Source organism: Stenotrophomonas sp. C3(2023) (genome assembly GCF_032911385.1).
Lineage (GTDB): Bacteria > Pseudomonadota > Gammaproteobacteria > Xanthomonadales > Xanthomonadaceae > Stenotrophomonas.
The window spans coordinates 3,576,659-3,594,872 of record NZ_JAWJLO010000001.1; the positions used below are offsets into that span (position 1 = coordinate 3,576,659).

18 protein-coding genes are annotated in these 18,214 nt (G+C 68.0%); 8 read left to right on the forward strand and 10 right to left on the reverse strand.

What is annotated here, in order from left to right; genetic code table 11:
- The first annotated feature begins 33 nt into the window (after positions 1-33).
- Entirely contained in the window at positions 34-831 is a 798-nt protein-coding gene (locus tag RZA67_RS15835; protein WP_317213682.1) for a siderophore-interacting protein, read from the forward strand.
- 224 nt (positions 832-1,055) lie between these two features.
- The gene (locus RZA67_RS15840; protein ID WP_317213683.1) at positions 1,056-1,457 is read left to right on the forward strand and encodes a hypothetical protein; all 402 of its coding nucleotides are present in this window, start codon (positions 1,056-1,058) and stop codon (positions 1,455-1,457) included.
- Between the two features lie 73 nt (positions 1,458-1,530).
- On the opposite strand, the gene RZA67_RS15845 is transcribed toward RZA67_RS15840, so the two are convergent.
- The 3 genes from RZA67_RS15845 to RZA67_RS15855 all read right to left on the reverse strand — a co-directional run bounded on the left by RZA67_RS15845 (position 1,531) and on the right by RZA67_RS15855 (position 3,888).
- Positions 1,531-2,223 carry a YceI family protein gene (locus RZA67_RS15845; protein ID WP_317213684.1) on the reverse strand — a complete coding sequence of 231 codons (693 nt, stop codon included), beginning with the start codon at positions 2,221-2,223 and terminating at the stop codon, positions 1,531-1,533.
- A 304-nt stretch (positions 2,224-2,527) separates the two neighbouring features.
- Positions 2,528-3,217, reverse strand: a complete 690-nt coding sequence (locus tag RZA67_RS15850) for a YceI family protein (protein ID WP_317213685.1) — start codon at positions 3,215-3,217, stop codon at positions 2,528-2,530.
- Positions 3,218-3,297: 80 nt separating this feature from the next.
- Positions 3,298-3,888, reverse strand: a complete 591-nt coding sequence (locus tag RZA67_RS15855) for a malonic semialdehyde reductase (protein ID WP_317213686.1) — start codon at positions 3,886-3,888, stop codon at positions 3,298-3,300.
- A gap of 112 nt (positions 3,889-4,000) precedes the next feature.
- On the opposite strand from RZA67_RS15855, the gene RZA67_RS15860 reads away from it, so the two are divergent.
- From RZA67_RS15860 to RZA67_RS15880, 5 genes are all read left to right on the forward strand, one after another.
- Positions 4,001-4,960, forward strand: a complete 960-nt coding sequence (locus RZA67_RS15860) for a mitochondrial fission ELM1 family protein (RefSeq protein WP_317214048.1) — start codon at positions 4,001-4,003, stop codon at positions 4,958-4,960.
- A 76-nt stretch (positions 4,961-5,036) separates the two neighbouring features.
- Positions 5,037-5,885 (forward strand): DUF2145 domain-containing protein, encoded by an 849-nt coding sequence (locus RZA67_RS15865; protein WP_317213687.1) that lies wholly within the window; start codon positions 5,037-5,039, stop codon positions 5,883-5,885.
- A 37-nt stretch (positions 5,886-5,922) separates the two neighbouring features.
- Positions 5,923-6,435, forward strand: coding sequence for a hypothetical protein (locus RZA67_RS15870; protein ID WP_317213688.1), 513 nt, complete (start codon positions 5,923-5,925; stop codon positions 6,433-6,435).
- 24 nt (positions 6,436-6,459) lie between these two features.
- Positions 6,460-6,969: a hypothetical protein gene (locus RZA67_RS15875; RefSeq protein ID WP_317213689.1), complete on the forward strand. Its 510-nt coding sequence runs from the start codon at positions 6,460-6,462 to the stop codon at positions 6,967-6,969.
- A gap of 90 nt (positions 6,970-7,059) precedes the next feature.
- Positions 7,060-7,617 carry a queuosine precursor transporter gene (locus RZA67_RS15880; RefSeq protein WP_317213690.1) on the forward strand — a complete coding sequence of 186 codons (558 nt, stop codon included), beginning with the start codon at positions 7,060-7,062 and terminating at the stop codon, positions 7,615-7,617.
- Between the two features lie 384 nt (positions 7,618-8,001).
- On the opposite strand, the gene glnE is transcribed toward RZA67_RS15880, so the two are convergent.
- Entirely contained in the window at positions 8,002-10,815 is a 2,814-nt protein-coding gene (glnE, locus tag RZA67_RS15885) for a bifunctional [glutamate--ammonia ligase]-adenylyl-L-tyrosine phosphorylase/[glutamate--ammonia-ligase] adenylyltransferase (RefSeq protein WP_317213691.1), read from the reverse strand.
- 287 nt (positions 10,816-11,102) lie between these two features.
- Here glnE and RZA67_RS15890 point away from each other — a divergent pair, with 287 nt between their 5' ends.
- Complete coding sequence (locus tag RZA67_RS15890) at positions 11,103-12,617, forward strand: acetyl-CoA hydrolase/transferase family protein (protein ID WP_317213692.1); 1,515 nt, start codon at positions 11,103-11,105, stop codon at positions 12,615-12,617.
- Positions 12,618-12,809: 192 nt separating this feature from the next.
- Here RZA67_RS15890 and RZA67_RS15895 read toward each other — a convergent pair whose 3' ends face one another.
- From RZA67_RS15895 to RZA67_RS15920, 6 genes are all read right to left on the reverse strand, one after another.
- Complete coding sequence (locus tag RZA67_RS15895) at positions 12,810-14,174, reverse strand: VOC family protein (RefSeq protein WP_317213693.1); 1,365 nt, start codon at positions 14,172-14,174, stop codon at positions 12,810-12,812.
- A gap of 110 nt (positions 14,175-14,284) precedes the next feature.
- The gene (locus RZA67_RS15900; RefSeq protein ID WP_317213694.1) at positions 14,285-14,737 is read right to left on the reverse strand and encodes a hypothetical protein; all 453 of its coding nucleotides are present in this window, start codon (positions 14,735-14,737) and stop codon (positions 14,285-14,287) included.
- 32 nt (positions 14,738-14,769) lie between these two features.
- The gene (locus tag RZA67_RS15905; protein WP_317213695.1) at positions 14,770-15,519 is read right to left on the reverse strand and encodes an HAD family hydrolase; all 750 of its coding nucleotides are present in this window, start codon (positions 15,517-15,519) and stop codon (positions 14,770-14,772) included.
- Positions 15,520-15,625: 106 nt separating this feature from the next.
- Complete coding sequence (locus RZA67_RS15910; RefSeq protein WP_317214050.1) at positions 15,626-15,961, reverse strand: EF-hand domain-containing protein; 336 nt, start codon at positions 15,959-15,961, stop codon at positions 15,626-15,628.
- 298 nt (positions 15,962-16,259) lie between these two features.
- Positions 16,260-16,631, reverse strand: a complete 372-nt coding sequence (locus tag RZA67_RS15915; protein WP_317213696.1) for a hypothetical protein — start codon at positions 16,629-16,631, stop codon at positions 16,260-16,262.
- A gap of 43 nt (positions 16,632-16,674) precedes the next feature.
- On the reverse strand, positions 16,675-18,135 hold the full coding sequence (locus tag RZA67_RS15920) for a serine hydrolase domain-containing protein (RefSeq protein ID WP_317214052.1): 1,461 nt from the start codon (positions 18,133-18,135) through the stop codon (positions 16,675-16,677).
- Between the last annotated feature and the right edge of the window lie 79 nt (positions 18,136-18,214).

Here is an 18,214-nt window from a genome sequence, read left to right on the forward strand (position 1 = left end):
GCATCTGCGCGTTTCCCCGCCAAAGGTAATGCCATGTCTGAACATGAAAACAAGCGTCTGCGCCTCGATGTGCGCTTCCGCAACCTGCACGTGCTGCGCACCGAGGAGGTCACCCCGCAGATGCGCCGTGTGGTGCTGGGTGGCGCGGAGCTGGAGGGTTTCGACTCGCCGGGCAGCGATGACCATGTGAAGCTGTTCTTCCCCAACAGCAGCGGTGCGCTGGTGCTGCCGACGCTGACCGATGAAGGCCCGCGTTATCCCGAAGGCGAGGAGCCCTCGCCCGCCCGCGACTACACCCCGCGCTGGTGGGACCTGGAAAAAGGCGAGCTGGCCATCGACTTCGTGCTGCACGACGACGGTGTGGCCGCGCTGTGGGCAGCGCGCGCCCTGCCCGGTGATCTGATCGGCGTGGGCGGGCCGCGCGGCTCGTTCGCGGTGGCCGATGATTACGACGGGTATGTGCTGATCGGCGATGAAAGCGCGCTGCCGGCGATTGCGCGCTGGATCGAGGCGCTGCCCGAGCAGGCGCAGGTGCAGGCCTACATCGAGATTGCCGACGAAGCCGAGCGCCAGGACCTGCCGCAGTACGAAAACGTGAGCATCCAGTGGCTGGAGCGCAATGGGTTTTCGGCGGCCACGAGTGATCTGCTGGAGCAGGTGTTGACCGACCTGGAGCCGCCGGAGGGCGATGTGTTCTATTGGATTGCGACCGAGTCGCGCCGCGCGCGGATGATGCGCAAGTTCATTGAGGGGCATATGGGGGTGCCGAGCGCGTGGATCCGCTCGACCGGGTATTGGAAGGCCTACCCGGATGAGGCTGACGGGGACTGAGGGCGCGGTGAGGCCCGGCATAGCGTTGGTCGTCACGCGTCTGCCGTTGATCTGCGGGCCGGGCGATCCCGCGAAGAGCGTGACGACCAACGGTCGTCACCTACCGAAGCCAGAGCGGAGGCCAGAGCCGGAGTCAGGGCCGGGGCCAGAGCCGGGGCCAATGGCCGGGGGGCTGGCTGGCAGGGCGTACAATCGCGGGCCCTTTGCTGTTTTACGAGTGTGCTGTGGCCCGACTTGGCTTGAGCGGTGTGTCCGCGCTGATGGCGCGCATCGCCGATGATGATGCGGCCTGCGATGCGCTGCTGGCGGCGTTCGCTGAGCCGGTGGCCCTGCGCGCGCCGCTGCGTGAGCTGGTGCTGGCCCAGCAGCAGCTGCTGCAGGCCGAGCACGAGGTCGGCCAGGTCGCCGATGTGCTGCGCCGCGACCAGAAGTACGCGCCGGTGGGCCGTCCTTCGGTGCATATCGTGCAACTGCGCAAACAGCAGGCGGCCACCAAACAGGCGGCGCTGGTGGCACGCCAGCGGCTGGCACAGGCCGCGCAGACCTTCGTGCAGCGCAGCGGGCTGCCGCTCAAAGCCCGCCAGACCCCCAGCGAGGCCGTGGCGGCCTGGCTGCCCGCCCGCTGAGAACTGCGTTTGCACCCCGAAGGCCCGCTCCATAGCGCGCTTTCTGCGTTTGCGCCAATGCCACGCGGTGGCGTCACTCGCGCAGCAGGGCTTCGGCGCTGATGCGCAGCTCCACCATGTTGCTGATGTTGGGAACGTAGAGGCCCAGACCAAACTCGCTGCGCGGGATGCGGGCCGTGGCCGTGAAACCGATCACCGGCACCCGCTCGAACTCGCTGATGCCGGAGCCGACGAAGGTGACGTCGAGTTTGACCGGATGGGTGATGTCCTTGATGGTCAGGTTGCCCACCACCTGCAGCTTGTTGACGCCGGTGGGCATCACCTGCGTGCTCTTGAAGGTTGCCGTTTTGTAGATGGCTTCATCGAAGAAATCCGAGCTGAGCAGATGGTCGGTCAGCGGCGGGAAGAAGGCGGTGATGCCCTCGATCGGTATCGTCACGTCCACTCGTGAGTTGCGCGGGTTGAGCGCGTCGTAGTCCAGCGTGCCGGTAATGCCACCGATGCCCGCACTGGGGCGCGAGTAGCTGTAATGCTTCCACTGCACCAGCACATTGGTGTGGCCGGTATCGAGCGTGTAGTGACCCGATGCCACGCGCTGCAGGTTGACCAGCCCAGCGCGGTCAGCATCGGCACTGGTGACCACTGCGGCGCCCGGTTCCGGTGCAGGCAGGGCGGATATCGCGGCGCTCTGCGAGGGCGACCTGGAGCAGGCCGTCACGGCAAGGGTCAGGGCCAACGGCAGCAGCAGCTTGCGGGGGTCGGTCATGGCAGGTCTCTCCTGTGTCGGTGAAAGGAACCGCAGTGCGGCAACGGGCCGTCGCAAGGACGCTTCATTGCAGCACCGGGTCACCGACGCAGGTGGCCGCTTCTTCAAACGGCAGCGCAAAAGGCGCATGAACGGTCGTGTCGGGTCGCCATGCGCAGGCCTGTGCGGGACGCCGTTGCGGTCACGGGCCGTTGTCGACCACCTCGACGGGATCAAGCCGACACCGCACACAAAGAGAGGGCCCGCTTTTCAGCGGACCCTCTGCCTGCTCACGACGAGTGAGATGACGCGGTGTCGTGCGGGCTTACTTGTTGCCCAGCACTTCGGTGGTGATGCTCACATTGACCTCGTCGCTGACGTTCGGCGCGTAGGCGCCCACGCCGAAGTCGCTGCGCTTGAGGGTGGTGGTGGCGTTGAAGCCCGCCGCCGGCACCTTGGCCATCGGGTGCTCGCCGGCGCCGTTGATGGTCACGTCCAAGGTCACCGGCTTGGTGATGTCCTTGATGGTCAGGTCACCGGTGACCTTCAGCTTGTTGGTGCCGTCGGCTTCCACCTTGGTGCTCTTGAAGGTGGCTTCCGGGAACTTGGCGGCGTCGAAGAAGTCGGCGCTGCGCAGGTGTTCGTCGAACTTGGCGGTGAAGGAGTTCAGGCCGCTCAGCGGCAGCTTCACTTCAACGGTGGACTTGCTCACATCGTCAGCGTCGTAGACCAGGGTGCCGTCGGCGTTGCCGAAGTGCGCGCTCGGCTTGGAGAAGCCGAAGTGGCTCCACTGCACCAGCACGTCGGTGTGGGTCGGGTCGATCTTGTAGGTGCCCGAGGCCACGGCGATGGCCGAGGTCTGCTCGGCAGCCGGGGCAGCGGCCGGAGCGGCGGCTTCAGCGGTCGGGGCGGCAGCGTCGGCGGCCGGGGCGGCGGTCTGCTCGGCCGGCTTGGAGCAGGCGGCGACAGCCAGGGTCAGGGCCAGCGGAAGAAGCAGCTTACGGGTAGTGGTCATTGCAGGTCTCTCCTGTAGGGAATGGGGCAATACATCAGACAACAGCCCGTCGCACGGACGGGGCATTGCAGCACAAACAATCAGGCAATGGTGGCCGCTTCGTCGAAGGACAGGCGCGGCAGACGCGGGAACAGACCCGACGGGTCGCCATAGCCGAGGTTGATAAGGAAATTGGACTTGATCGAGGTACCGGCAAAGAACGCCTCATCCACCTTGGCCGGGTCGAAACCCGACATCGGGCCGCAGTCCAGACCGAGCGCGCGGGCGGCCATGATCAGGTAGGCACCCTGCAGGCTGCTGTTGCGGAAGGCCCCTTCCACGCGGCCTTCCTGCGGGCCATCGAACCACGACTTGGCGTCGGTATGCGGGAACAGGTAGGGCAGCTTTTCGTGGAAATCCAGGTCGGTGGCGACGATCACGGTGACCGGTGCGGCCAGCGTCTTTTCGGCATTACCCTCCGACAGGGCCGGCGCCAGCTTGGCCTTGGCCTCGGCCGACTTGACGAACACAAAGCGCGCCGGGCTGCCGTTGGCGGCGGTCGGCGCCCACTTGGTCAGCTCGTACAGCGCCTGCAGCTGGCTGTCTTCCACCGGCGTGTCGAGAAAGGCGTTCTGGGTACGGGCGGTGCGGAACAACTGATCTAGCGCGGCAGCATCAAGCGGGTTGGACATGGTGGCTCCAGTTCGGTCGAGGTTCGCACCCGGCCGAACCGGGAGCATGCGTGGCAGTGTAGAGTGTTGCGTCTGTCGCAACAGCCAACAGTGCTGAAACGAATTAATGCCAATCGTGAAACGATCGACCGCACCTTGGACGATTACCGATGGCCGCGCTGGCAATGTCCGCCAGGCGGTGGCGCTGGCCTCCGCGCTGCGCCTGGGCACCCATCGCCCGCTCACGCTGCAGCCGCGCGCGCCGTGGCGCTGGCTGGCGCCGCGCTGGCTGCCGGCCGCGCAGCACGGTTATGGGGCGGACCTGCAGGCGCTGGCCACGCAGGCCCCGCGGCTGGCCGTGGGCTGCGGCCGCCAGGCTGCCGGTGCCCTGCGCGTGCTGCGCGCACGCGGCAGCCATACCGTGCAGATCCTCGATCCCCGCATCGGTTCCCGACACTGGGACCTGGTGGTGGTCCCCGAACACGATGCCCTGCGCGGCAGCAATGTGCTGACACTGCTGGGCAGCCTGAATCCGGTGGATGACGAGTGGTTGTCGCTGGGTCGTGCGGCGTTTGCCGCGTTCGGCGCGCTGCCGGGCCCACGCACCGCGCTGCTGGTGGGCGGGCCGACCGCCCATGCGCCGTGGCAGCCGGAGGCGATGGAACAGGTGTTTGCCGCGTTGGCCGCGCAGGTGCGTGCCGAGGGCGGCAGCCTGCTGGCCACCACCTCGCGACGCACCCCGCCGGCGCTGGCCGAGCGACTGCGCGCGCAGTTCGCCGGGCTGCCACATGTGATCTGGGGTGACGGTGGCGACGGGGTCAATCCATATGCCGGCCTGCTCGGCTGGGCGCATCGGGTGGTGGTGTCGCCGGATTCGGTGAATCTGCTGTCCGAGGCATGTGCAACACGTTTGCCGGTGTGCGTGGCGCTGGCCGCTACCGTGCAGGGACGCATGCAGCGCTTCCAGCGCGCGTTGATCGAGCGCGGGCGGCTGCAGCCACGCTGGTTGGAGTGGGACGGCGACGTGGCCGAGCCGCTGCGTGAAACCGCACGTATCGCCGCCGAGGTGAAGCAGCGTCTGCGGCTGGGGTGAGCTGCCACGTGCCGGGCAGAGCCCGGCACTACGCGTGCGGGTAAGATGACGGCGATCTGCTGGACTCTGGACTTACATGGAACGTCTGATTCGCCCGCTGCTGTCCGCACTGCCGCTGCTGCTTGCGATGGCCCTGCCCGCGCACGCGCAGAGCGGTATCTGCAAGGAGCGCTACCCCACGGTGGCGGCCGAGGCGGCCATGTTCGATGTGGCCTGGACCGCCAGCGAGCGTCTGGACGCGCTGGATGATGTGGACGTGGTGCTCGCCGCGCGCGGTGGCCAGGACCTGAGCCGCTACGGGCTGCGCCACAGCCACCTGGCCCTGCTGATGCGCGGCGATGACGGCCACTGGCGCGCCTTCCATCTGCTCAACCGCTGCAGGACCGACAGCTCCCGGCTGTATCGTGAGGGGCTGGTCAACTTCATCGGTGAAACCGGCGGCCATACCGACCTGCGCATCGGCGTGCCCAACGCCGCCACGCGTGCGGCGCTGAAGGCCATGCTGACCGAACCGGCCATCCAGGCGCGCGTGCTGCACGAGCCCCGCTACAACGTGGTGGCCTACCCGTTTGCTACCGAGTTCCAGAACTCCAACCAGTGGGTGCTGGAAGTGCTGGCCGCCGCGCTGGCACAGGTGGACGGCGACCGCCCCATCGTCAACCGCAGCCAGGCGCAGCAGTGGCTGCAGGCGCACGGCTACCTGCCCAGCAAGCTGCACCTGGGCCTGGGCAAGCGCCTGGGTGCACGCCTGTTCGTGGCCAACGCCACCACCACCGACCACCCCGCCGGTGAGCGCATTTCGGGCAACTACTCGGTGGTGACCGTGGAGTCGGTGTTCGATTTCCTGCGCCAGCAGGATCGGCTTCAGCAGGAGCTCAGTATTCCGCACGTACCTGTGGAAGGTGCGCAGCCGCCTGCGCTGTAAGCTGCCCACGTCTGCTTTGCTTCAACGAGGACCCTGCATGCGCCTTTGCCTTCGTACCACCACGCTGGCCAGTCTGCTGGCTGTGAGTACCTCTTTTGCCCCGGCCGCTCACGCAGGCGCGGCACCGCAGCTCAACAGCAGTCAGGTCTCGGTGCTGGTCACCGCTTCGCTGGTGCTCTCCATTCCGCTGGCGATGTCGATGGGCCTGGCGCGTGCCTCCGAAGCGACCGGCGAAGCCAGCCGCCGCAGCGATGGCAAGCGCGAAAAGGCCAGGCCGCTGCCGCCGATGGAGGTGAAAGCGATCGAGCCGGCCGCCGACGGTGGGCATGCGGTGCGCCTGCAGGTGCCGGATGCACCGGACCAGCACGCCACCCTGCAGTGGCCGCAGGGGGCACCGGCGCCCGCCTCGCGCTTTGAAATCGGCGATGTGGTGTATCTGGACCCCACCGACACCGGCGCCGGCTGGAACGTCAAGGACGATGACGGCCAGCTGCTGGCGTTTGTGCCCACCGCTGCTGCGGCAGCCGACAACGGCAGCCAGGCCTGGTAACCCGAGTACGGTATGGAGACCCGCATGCGCCACCCGCTCACGACCCCGCTGCTTGGCCTGCTGCTGGCCACCAGCCTGATGCTGCCTGCGCGCAGCCACGCCGGTGACCTCAACAGCAGCGAAGCCAGCGTGCTGATCACTTCGGTGCTGATCGTCTCGATTCCGCTGGCCGCGTCCACCGGGCTTTCCAATGTCATCAAGGAGCCGTTGCAGGCCAGTGCCCGCCGCCATGAAGCCGCCAGGCGCAAGCCGGCGCAACCGCTGCCGGACATGGAGGTCAAATCGATCGAGAGCCGCGGCAACGAGCGCTGCGTGGAGCTGCAGGTGCCCGGCCAGCCGGACCAGACCGCATCACTGCGCTGGCCGCGCGCCGAAGGCCATGACCCGGCGTCGCGTTTTGCGGTGGGCCAGACCGTGCAGTTCAAGGAAACCGGCAAGGGCTCGGGCTGGACCGTGCGCGACGCGCAGGACCAGCTGCTGGCCTACGTGCCCACCGAGGCGGCGGCGGCGGACAACCTCAGCAGCGACTGGTAAGCCGCACCCGTGCCTGCCTGAACGGCTGGTTTTGGCGTTGCCGGTGGCAAGGGGGATAATGCGCGGTTCCCCACTGCCTTCCCGCTCGCCATGTCCGCGCGTCCTTCTCCCGTGTTTGCCCCGATGACCGGCCGCGCCCTGCTGTTGGCGGTCCTGGCCATGGGCGCGGTGGTGCTGGGCTCCAATGTGCTGGTGCAGTACCCGATCAACGACTGGCTGACCTGGGGTGCCTTCAGCTACCCGGTGGCGTTTCTGGTCAGCAATCTGATCAACCGCCGCTTCGGCCCGGGCCCGGCGCGCCGTGTGGCGTGGGCGGGCTTCGCTCTGGCCGTGCTGCTGTCGTTCTGGATCGCGACCCCGCGCATTGCCGTGGCCTCGTGCTCGGCCTTCATCGTGGCGCAGCTGCTGGACATCACCGTATTTGACCGCCTGCGCCGTGGCAGCTGGTGGCGCGCCCCGATGGTGGCCACCACCTGCAGTGCCACCGTGGACACCACCCTGTTCTGGAGCATTGCCTTTGCCGGCTCCGCGCTGCCGTGGATGAGCTGGGCGCTGGGCGACCTGGCGGTGAAGCTGCTGATCGGCGTGTGCCTGCTCGCCCCGTTCCGCGCCCTGCTGTGGAAGATGGCACCGACGGCAGTGCGCTGAAGCCGCCTTGACGCCGGTAGGTGACGCAAGCAACGGCAGAAGCCGTTGCTGACGGCGTGTGCGCCGGCCCGAAGGGTGCCGGCCAGGAGGCCGGCATAGCGTTGGTCGTCACGCCTCTGCTGTTGTTCTTGCACCCCGCGAAGATCAGGAGCGTGACGACCAACGGTCGTCACCTACCAACAGCGCGAACAGCCCGGCGCGGCCGAGCCCGTCGGAGCCGGTAGGTGACGACCGTTGGTCGTCACGCCGTTGCTGGTGCTCTGGCGCCCCACGAAGATCAGGAGCGTGACGACCAACGGTCGTCACCTACCAGAAGTGCGAACAGCCCGGCCAGGAGCGTGACGACCAACGGTCGTCACCTACCAAAGGCGGGCGCAGGAGGGCTTAGCCGCTGCGGGGGGTGGTGTCGAAGGGCAGGCCGGCGGCGCTGCAGGCGTCGCTGATGATCCGGCTCGCCTGCTCCAGCGCGGGGGTGAGCGGGGCCAGCCGCGGGCGCCGGTCCAGCGTGCAGGCCAGGCCGACATCCAGCAGCGCGGCATGGGCGTCCTGCAGGGCTGCGGCGGTGGCCGGCGGCAGGAAACCCGCCTCGGCCAGCACGTCGATCAGCGTCGGGGTATCGCGTGGCTGCAGCAGCGCGGGCTGCTGCGCGGCCTGCAGCAGCACGCCGGTCTGCAGCAGGAACTCCAGGTCCACGCCGCCGCCAGCGCCCTGCTTGAGATCCCACCGCCCCGCATCGCTGCGGTCCAGCTCGGTGCGCATGCGTCCGCGCATCTTCAGCACGTCGGCAAACAACGCCTCGCGCTCGCGCGCGCGCCCCAGCGTCTGTGCACGCACCTGCTCGAAATCGGCCAGCAGGCTGGCATCACCGGCCACGCCGCGCGCGCGCACCAGCGCCTGGTGCTCCCAGGTCCACGCGCGCTCGCGCTGATACTCGCGGTAGCTGGCCAGCGAAGACACCAGCGTGCCCTTGCCGCCGTCAGGACGCAGCCGCACGTCGATGTCGTACAGCCAGCCGGCGGCGGTCACCGCCCCCAGCAGCGCCATCACCTTCTGCGCAAGCCGCGCGTACCAGCGGCCCGGCTCCAGCGGGCGCGGACCGTCGCTGGCCTCCACGTCCGACGGGTTGTCGTGCAGGAACACCAGGTCCAGGTCCGAGCCGAAGCCCAGCTCCAGCCCGCCCAGACTGCCGTAGCCGATGATGGCAAAGCGTCCGCCGCAGATCATGCCGTGCGCGGCCTGCATGTCGGCCTCGGCCATCTCCAGCACCGTGGCCACCACCACTTCGGCCAGTTCGGCCAGCTGGCGGGTGCTGTCGCGTGCCCGCTGGCGTCCGTCCAGGCTGGCCAGCGCCATGCGGAAGCTCAGTGCCAGCCGCACCTCGTTGAGCCAGCGCAGCGCCGATTCGGGGTCCTGCATGGCCAGCACCTTGCGGCACTCGGTCTGCATTTCTTCCTGCGTGGGCATCGGGCCGGACACCGTGGTGTCCAGCAGTTCGTCCAGCAGCAGCGGATAGGCTGTGATCCGCTCGCCCAGCAGCGCACTGCGTGCCAGCACATCCACCAGCCGCGCCAGTGCGCTGGGCTGCTCGTCCAGCAGGGCCAGGTAACTGGTCCGGCGCAGCACCGCCTGCAGCAGCCCGAGCACGCGCTTGAGCGCGGCATCGGGCTGCGGCGAGCGCGTTGCCGCGTGCAGCAGCGCCGGCAATACGCGGTCCAGCCGCGCGCGTGCACCGTCGGACAGCGAGCGCACGCCCAGCGACTGGGCGAACTCGCGCAGGCCCTGGTCGGCGCCGCTGGCATCGACGAAGCCGGCCTCGGCCAGCAGCGGTGCGTCACCGCTCTCGGCCAGACCGCGCCAGTAGTTGGCCAGCGCATCGGGTGCAGCCTGGCCCTTGCGCGGCGCCAGCAGTGCGGCGAACTCGGTGCTCACCCGTTGCTGCTGCTCGGCCAGCGCGGCACGCAGCGCCTCCCAACCGGGATAGCCCAGCCCGGTGGCGATGCGCAGCTGGTCCTGCGGGTCGCTGGGCAGGGTGTGGGTCTGGGCGTCGCGCAGCATCTGCAGACGGTTTTCCAGCCGCCGCAGGAACAGGTAGGCCTGCCGCAGCTGCTCACCTTCCTGCTCGGCGATCTGACCGCTCTCCACCAGCGCGGCCAGCGCATGCAGCAGGCGCCGCTCGCGCAGTGCCGGCTCGCGGCCGCCACGGATGAGCTGCAGCGCCTGGCACAGGAACTCGATCTCGCGGATGCCACCGGCGCCGCGCTTGATGTCGTCGTGCATGTCACGCCGCGCCACCTCGGCGGTGATCGCTGCCTTCATCTCGCGCAGACCATCAAGCGCGGTGAAATCCAGATACCGCCGGTAGACGAACGGGCGCAGCGTGGCCAGCCAGGCCTCACCAGCGACGATGTCACCGGCCACCGCGCGCGCCTTCAGCCAGGCATAGCGTTCCCAGTCGCGGCCTTCGCGCTGGAAGTACAGGTCCATGCCGGCGAAGGACAGGGCCACCCGGCCGGCATTGCCGAAAGGGCGCAGGCGCAGGTCGACCCGATGGCTGAAACCATCGACGGTGGTGTCATCCAGCAGCCGCGCCAGCCGCTGGCCCAGGCGCGCGAAGTACTCCTCGGCCGCCAGCGGCCGCGCGCCATCGGATTCGCCGCCTTCCGGGTAGGCGTAGACCAGGTCGACGTCGGAACTGAAGTTGAGCTCGCCGCCGCCCAGCTTGCCCAGCCCGAACACCACCAGCTGCTGCGCCTTGCCCGCCGCGCTTCGCACCACTCCGTGGCGGGCGGCGAACTCGGCTTCCAGCGCGGCCAGACCCAGCCCGAGGCAATGCTCGGCCAGCGCGGTGGCACCGGCCAGGGTCTGCTCCACGGTGTCCAGTGCGGCCAGATCACGCCAGATGAGCCGGGTCGACATCGCAGCGCGGTAGCGGCGCAGCTGCGCCGGCCATTCACTGGCCTGCTGGGGTTCGAGCAGCGGCAGCGGCAATGGCGGGCAGCCCGGCTGGGCCATGTGCGCAAGCAGCGTAGGCTGGCGGCACAGCGTGTCCAAGGCGAAATCGCTGGTGACCGCCAGCTGCTGCACGAAGGGCACCAGCGCGGGGTCCAGCGGCTGCGGCAGCACGGCGGCAAGGCGGGCGAGCGCCCGCTCAGCCAGTGGCTGCAGGGCGTGAGGCAGTTCAGCGTGTTGAGGGCTCATACCGCATTATGGCGTGGCCCAGTGCAGGCCGGTCGCCTGTTCAGCATCTGCGATCGGCCATAAAAAAGCCCGCTTGCAGCGAACTGCCAGCGGGCTCTGCTCCCTCCCCCACGTCGGGATGCAGGTCCATCCTGCGGGCTGCGACGACAAGTTGCACGCTGCAGTGCAAAACAATACTCCGGGGTACAGGAGGCGAAGGCGTCAAAACGCCATCCCACCAAGGTAGAAGCCCCCGCCATTGCAGCCATGGCCGATAATCGAGGTTTCCCCCTTGAAACACGGTCGTCATGTCTGTTGATCGCATCGCCAACGCGCGTCTTCGTGAGCGCGTGGTCTCTGCCGAGGCTGCCGCCGCGCTGATCCAGCCCGGTGAAACTGTTGCCATGAGCGGGTTCACCGGCTCGGGCTATCCCAAGGCCGTACCGGTGGAGCTGGCGCGCCGCATCGAAATGGTGCACGCCCAGGGCCTGCCCTTCCAGATCAGCCTGATGACCGGTGCCTCGACCGCGCCGGAGCTGGACGGCGCGCTGGCCAAGGCCGATGGCATCGCCATGCGCATGCCGTTCCAGAGCGACCCCGATGCGCGCAACCGCATCAACGAGGGCAAGCTGGACTACATCGACATCCATCTCAGCCACGTGGCCCAGCACGTGTGGTTCGGGTTCTACGGCGAGATCGACACCGCCGTGATCGAAGTGTCAGCCATCCGCGAGGATGGGTCGCTGGTGCCCTCGACCTCGCTGGGCAACAACAAGACCTGGTTGGACCTGGCCAAAAAGGTGATTGTCGAGGTCAACGAATGGCAGCCGGCCGGCGTGGACGGCATGCATGACATCTACTACGGCACCGCACTGCCGCCGTACCGCAGGCCGATTCCGCTGGTCAACGCCAACGACCGTATCGGTGAAACCGCGCTGCGCTGTGACCCGGACAAAATCGTGGCGGTGGTGCGTACCAACGGCCCGGACCGCAACAGCCCGTTCAGCCCGATCGATGCCACCAGCGAGCAGATCGCCGGGCACCTGATCGAGTTCCTCAAGCACGAAGTGAAAAAGGGCCGCCTGCCGGAAAACCTGCTGCCGCTGCAGTCGGGCGTGGGCAACATTCCCAATGCGGTGCTGGCTGGCCTGGCCAAAAGCGGGTTCCGCGATCTGGCCGCCTTCACCGAGGTGATCCAGGACGGCATGCTCGACCTGCTGCGCGACGGCGTGCTGAGCTACGCCTCGTGCACGGGCTTCGCGCTGAGCCCGCAGGCCAACGAGACCTTCAAGCAGAACATCGACTTCTACCGCGAGCGCATCATCATGCGCACGCAGGAGATCTCCAACCATCCCGAGCTGGTGCGGCGTCTGGGCTGCATCGGCATGAACGGGATGATCGAAGTGGACCTGTACGGCAACGTCAACTCGACGCACGTGATGGGCACGCGGATCATGAACGGCATTGGCGGCTCGGGCGACTTTGCCCGCAACGGGTTCCTGTCCGCATTCCTGAGCCCGTCCACGGCCAAGGGCGGCAGCATCTCGGCGATCGTGCCGATGGTGAGCCATGTGGACCACACCGAGCACGACGTGTCGGTGATCGTTACCGAGCAGGGCTTGGCCGACCTGCGCGGCCTGACCCCGCGGCGACGCGCGCAGGTGGTGATCGACAACTGCGCGCATCCGGACTTCCGCGCGCAGCTGCAGGATTATTTCGACCGTGCCAGCCGCGAAAGCTACGGCAAGCACACCCCGCACCTGCTGCCCGAAGCCTTGTCCTGGCACCAGCGCTGGCTGGATACCGGCAGCATGCGCGCCTGACCCAGTGACGACCAACGGTCGTCACCTACCGGGGGTCATCGCACGGCAGAGCCGACCCCACGGTCGGCTCACCGCGCGGCGCGCGGCGGGCAGAAGCCGTGACGACCACGGTCGTCACCTACCGGGGCCATCGCACGGTAGAGCCGACCCCACGGTCGGCTCACGCGCGCAGCGCGATGGCGCATCGCGGCCCTACGGGGTACGCAGGGCGGCTAGCGATTGCGCCTGCAGGCCTTCATACAGCGCGAATTCGTCGTGTACCTTCGCACCCAATGCTGCCTCGAACGCTTCACGGTTGGCATGGGCGGCGTACGCCCGCTGCTCTTCGCCGCCGAGATTGGACTGGAAAATACCGGCAGCACTGACCGGCAGGAAATCCTCGTAGACGATCGGGTCGGCTGTGGCCAGGCCACTGGCCACCAGCACCTCGGCCGGCAGATCGGCCACCCGGTGCGGCTCGGCATGGCCGGCGTCGGTGAGCTGGTAGCGGTAATACCCCAGCCCTTCCTGGCGCAGCGTGGCATGGTCGTCCGGGAAGCTGGCAAACACCGCCTGAAGGCGGGTGCCGTAGTCACCGCCGGTACTGCCGGTGCCCTCGATTTCGCGCGCCTGCGCCAGCAGCTGGTCATACAGCGCGCGGCCCTTCGGTGTCAGGGCAAGGCCGCGCTGTTCGATCTCGCCAAAGCGCGCGGTATGCCGGCCCTGCGCACCGCCCTGCCCGTCCGGGAAGTGCACCTGCTCTTCCAATGCCTTGAAGCTGGTCTGCCGCAGCAGGATCGGACAGGCGCGGCGCGGTGGTCCTTCAATGACCGCCTTGGCCGCAATACCGGCGTCAACCATGCCCGCCTGGGCCGCGTCGATGTCCAGCGTGCGCGGCGTGAGGTGGTTGATGTGCGGTCCACGGAAACTGACCACGTCGGCGATCAGCCGGTGCGCGTCGTGCAGCGCGTGATAGGTCGGCAGCGAGACGGTGGCATCGCCATGCCAGCGGAACGTCTCCAGCGCCTCGGCGACAAACCGTTCGGCATCGGCCTGGCCCAGCCCGCCCTCTCGCTCGGCCTGTTCGATCAGCGCCAGTGCCTGCGGGGTGAAGATGCGGCGCCGGCCGAGAATCTCGGCGGCCTGCGCACGCAGTGCCGCGTCGTCGATCAGCTCCAGCCGCAGCAGCGAGGTGAACACCCGGAACGGATTCTGCGCCAGCGCCTCGGCGGTCAGCGGGCGGAACGCGGTGGAGTGCACCGGAACACCGGCCACACTGAGATCGTAGTAGCCCACCGGCTGCATGCCCATCACCGCGAAGAGGCGGCGCAGCGTGGCCAGCTCTTCGGCCGTGCCCACGCGGATGGCGCCATGGCGTTCTTCATCCAGCCGCTCGCGTTCGCCGTTGCGGCGCAGCTGTGCGGCCAGCGCGGGGTCATCGGCCAGCACCTGCGCGTTGATGCGTTCGACCAGTTCCACCAGCGTGCCGTACAGCGGCACCTCGGTGCGGTACATGCGGGACATGGCCTGGGCAAACAGGCGGCGGATCTGGTCTGGGGTGGTGAAAGGCGCGCTCATCGGTCACTCGGCTTACGGGAACGGGGAACAGCTCGACTCCCCATTGTCGCCGCTGCCGCGGGTGCGCGCGATACGCACAGCAGCATGACGACGCGGCGCGGCAACCGGCGTTACGGGGCCGGGCGATCCCAGTGCTTGTAGCTGGCTTCCACGGCCTCGCGCATCGCCTGCCAATGGGCGCGCTCGGGTGGCACCGGCAGGCGCGTGACCACCGCCTCCCAGCCGCCTTCCGGGTCCGCACTGAAGGCGCGCACGCTCTGACGGCAATCGATCTGCACGACCTTGGCCCAGAAGCAGGCGAAGTACACATCCGCCGCCTGCCAGCCGTGGTTGTTGATCAACGCGGCGGCGTAGGCACGGCGCACACCGCTGTAGCGCGCCAGTTCGTCGAGAAAACTGTCCGGGTAGCGCTCGGCGTAGTGGTTGATGTCGGCAAGCCGCGCATCCAGCCAGCTGTGCCCGGTGTCCACCGTATAGGCGGCCGAACGTTCGGCGGTCTGCTGGGCCGACACGACGGCCGGCACCAGCAGCAGGGTTGTCAGCAGGAATGGCAGCAGCTTCATGCCTCTGATTCTGCCGCAGCCCTGCCCGCCTGTCAGGCGGCGCGTGCCTTGGCTTCGATGGCGGCCAAGGCCTCGGGCCACTGCCAGGCCGTGTCGGCGGTGATCATGCGCGGCTCGTCGTCGGCCACGCCATGCTCGGTCTCGTGCGCCCAGGTCACCGCATACGGGGTATGGATGCCCCAGCCGCCCAACGTGACCACCGGCTCGATGTCCGAGCGCAGCGAGTTGCCCACCATCACGAACTGCTCGATCGGCAGGTCGAACTCGGCCAGCACGCGGGCGTAGGTCTGCGGGTCCTTCTCGGAGACGATCTCGATGCGCGGGAACAGATCGTGCAGCTGCGCGATTTCGATCTTGGCCTCCTGGTGGAACAGGTCGCCCTTGGTGATCAGCACCACCGGGTAATCGGCTGCAATGCGCGCGACCGACTCGCGTACGCCGTCGATCAGCTCGACCGGGTGACGCAGCGTGGCATGGCCCATGTCCAGGATGGTCTGGATGTCCCTGGCGGAAATACGGCTGGCGGTGATGTCGATGGCCGCTTCGATCATCGAGAGCGTCATTGCCTTTACGCCGTAACCAAACACGCCCAGATTGCGGCGTTGCACATCCAGCAGATGACGCGCGGTTTCGCTGTCGTGGACGTCGATGTAGTTCGACAGCAGCAGCAGATAATCCTGCTCGGCCTTGCGGTAATAGTCCTCGCTCTTCCAGAGCGTATCGTCACCGTCAAAGCCAACCAGGCCAATGGCGCGGTCAGGCGCGGATGTGGGGGTATTCATTGCACAAGAATACCAAGGGCAACGGCCCGGACGGATGTGCAGCACCCGCCCGGGCCACGGGACGCCACCTCGTCATGGCGTCCGGCCGGGTCCCCTCAGCAGAGGATCAGCGGCCCTGCGCAGCTGCGGCGCCCTGCTGCGACTCGACATAGGCCTTGTACTCCTCCGGCGTCAGCTCGCCGTCCTTGTTGGTGTCGGCCTGGTCGAAGACCTGCGCCAGACCGGCGTTCACCTGTGCCTCGGCCTTGCTGATGGTGCCGTTGCCGTCGGTATCCACGCTGGCCCAGGTCTGGCCGCCGCCATTGGCCTGCGCCGACGCCGCCCCGGCTGACTGGCTGGCCTGATCAGCGGCCGCACCGGCCTGCGCCGCTGCCTGCTGGGCCTGTGCGGCCTGCGCCTGTGCAGCGGCGGCGTTGTCCTGGGCGGCGGTGCTCTGCGCCATGGCCGGCAGCGCCAGCATGCTGCCAGCGGTCAGCAGCAGAGCGAACAGGGGCTTGCGGGTACGATTGTTCATGGGGAAGTCTCCGTCTGGGTGGTGTTGCACGGCCTTGGTGTTCCGTACGGCTCACACCCTGCCAGCGCGGAAATGAACGCAAACAGCGCTGCAATCGGCGTCACAACAACCCGTTAACCACTACGTGAAACCGCTGCGTTACCCGCCTGGTTAGGTGGCCGTGAGCGCACAGTCATATGCGCATTCAACTTGCGGTTTTTTAACCGCCAGCGAACGAAAACATGACTCAGCGGCTGTTTTCAGGCGCTGACCGCGAACTGAATGTGACCCAGGCCAGGGCAACGCCCGCGAGCGCGCCGAAGATTTCCAGCACGACGCGGCTGCCCAGTTCGTTGGGGTCGTGGATCGTGGAGAGGAACATGCGCGCCAGGAAGGGCGACTCCATGCGCACGATGCCCATGTAGAACAGCTTCCACATGTCGATGCCCGCGCTGGCTGCCACGGCGATGACGCAGGGCCATGCCAGCGTGTGGCCCATCGACCAGCGCAGACGGCGCGCCAGCAGGTGCCAGAGAAAGTAGACCAGCAGACCGACCAGCAGGGCGATGGCACCGGCTTCGAGCGTGCCGAGCAGGCCGAAATGCAGAGGAAGATTCATCCGCGAAGTGTGTAGTGCCGGGCTCTGCCCGGCAAGCCGGAGCTCAGCGGCGTTGGGGACAGTCACCGGTGCGGGTGAAGTGCAGGTCCTGGAAGTCGTAGCTGAAGTCGATGCGCGGATCGATCGCGCGCAGCTGCAACGTGGCTGGCATGCCCGCTGCGGGCAGCAGCTCGGCGTGCGCGCTGGACTCGAGCGCATCCCAGCGCAACAGCCAACGCGTTCCCTGCTGGACCACATCGGCAGCCAGCCGCGGTGAGCGCTGCACTTCAAAGCGCAGGCCGCTGCCACGTGGGCACAGCAGCGCCTCGCCCAACCATGGATCGCGGTAGCGCCCCTGCAACGCCTGCAGCGCGTCGACGCCAGCCGGCTGGGCTTCGGCAAGCGCGTCCGCCTCCGGCGCGGCTTGGGGTGCGGCAGCGTCGAGTTCATCGAGGTAGGCCGCCACGCCAAGGTTCCGGTCCGGCGCGGTGTACTGCATGAGCACCGCCTGGGTGAGCGCGGTACGCGCGGCCTCGCCTTCGCCATTGATCAGCATCACCACGCCGGCCCGCCGGTCCGGCAGCAGCGCCAGTGACGAGTACATGCCGGACAAGGTGCCGGTATGCGCCACCTTCCACTGCCCGTGCATGTCCGACACACGCCAACCGTAGCCGTAACCCATGACGTGGGCGTTGTCCCAGCGTCGCTGGCGCTCGCCCAGCGGCATCGGCATGTGCAGTGTCCACAGCTGGCGGCGCTGCCCTGCACCGAGCCATCCCGGTGCCTGCGCCGGGTCAAGCAGCACCTGCATCCAGCGGGTCATGTCACGCAGCGAGCAGCGGATGCCGCCAGCAGCCATCGAAGGCAGGTCCGGGCTGCGGGCACCATCGATGCCACTGGGCACCGGGCCGTGCGCGCTGCGCCGGTGCGGCTGGGCGACGTTGCCCACCGCCGCCACCGACCAGTCGCCGACCTGGCACCGGGTCATGCCCAGCGGCACGAAGACCTGCTCGCGCATCAGCACGTCGTAGGGTCTGCCCCCCGCTGCGGCGGCGACCTCACCGGCCACCACGTACATCAGATTGTCGTAGGCGTAGCCACTGCGGAAGCTGGTCACCGGCTTGAGGTGGGCCAGCGCGGCGATGATGTCTTCACGGGTGTAGTGGTTCGGTTCGGGCCACAGCAGCAGGTCGCCCGCGCCGAGTCCGAGGCCGCTGTTGTGGATGAGCAGGTCACGCACCTGCATGTGCTCGCCGACCCACGGGTCATGCATGGCGAAGCCGGGAAGGTGACGGCGCACCGGGTCGTCCCAGGACAGCCGGCCCTGTTCGACCAGCCGCGCCAGCAGTGCAGCGGTCATGGCCTTGCTGTTGGAGGCGATCTTGAACAGGGTGTCGCGGTCGATGCGGGCGTCCGGGGTATCGCCACGCTGGCCCTGCGCGTGTTCGAACACCACCTTGCCGTCCTCGACGACGGCGACGGCGATGCCAGGCAGCTGCTCGCGCTGGACCACCTGCTCGACCATCGGTGCGAAGGGCGAGGTGGCCAGGGCCAGCAACAGGGTGAGGGACGATGGGCTGGGCATGGGCGGTCCGCAGGATGAG